The organism is Mesorhizobium sp. M8A.F.Ca.ET.181.01.1.1, from assembly GCF_004792025.1.
In the GTDB taxonomy this organism is placed as follows: domain Bacteria; phylum Pseudomonadota; class Alphaproteobacteria; order Rhizobiales; family Rhizobiaceae; genus Mesorhizobium.
This window is the reverse complement of record NZ_SRTV01000242.1, coordinates 1-301: the sequence shown is the minus strand read 5'-3', so window position 1 is coordinate 301 and position 301 is coordinate 1. Positions and strand designations below refer to the sequence as shown.

Genomic DNA, 301 nt, shown 5'->3' with positions numbered 1-301 from the left:
TGAAAATGCATGCAGCCCTTCGGCTCGCCTGTCGTGCCGCTTGTGAACGCGATCAGACAGACGTCGTCGGCGGCGGTATCGCAGGCAGTGAAGTCAGCGGGCTTGTTGATGGCGAGCGTATCGAGCGATCCGGCCGCGTCGTCATGAAACAGCAGCGTCTGCGTCAACTCGGCGCAGTAGAACTCGTCTTGCGAATCGGTGCAGCGCGCGAGCTCTTCTGTCAAACGCGCATCACAAAGCGCGGCGCGCACTTGCGCCTTCACAATGATCTGCTTCAACTCCTTCGCGCGCAGAAACGGCA

At 60.5% G+C, this 301-nt stretch carries 1 protein-coding gene; it reads right to left on the bottom strand.

The features are described from left to right. Positions 1 to 301, bottom strand: a 301-nt coding sequence (locus EN824_RS34450; RefSeq protein WP_145972527.1) for an AMP-binding protein, incomplete at both ends; no start/stop codon positions are given.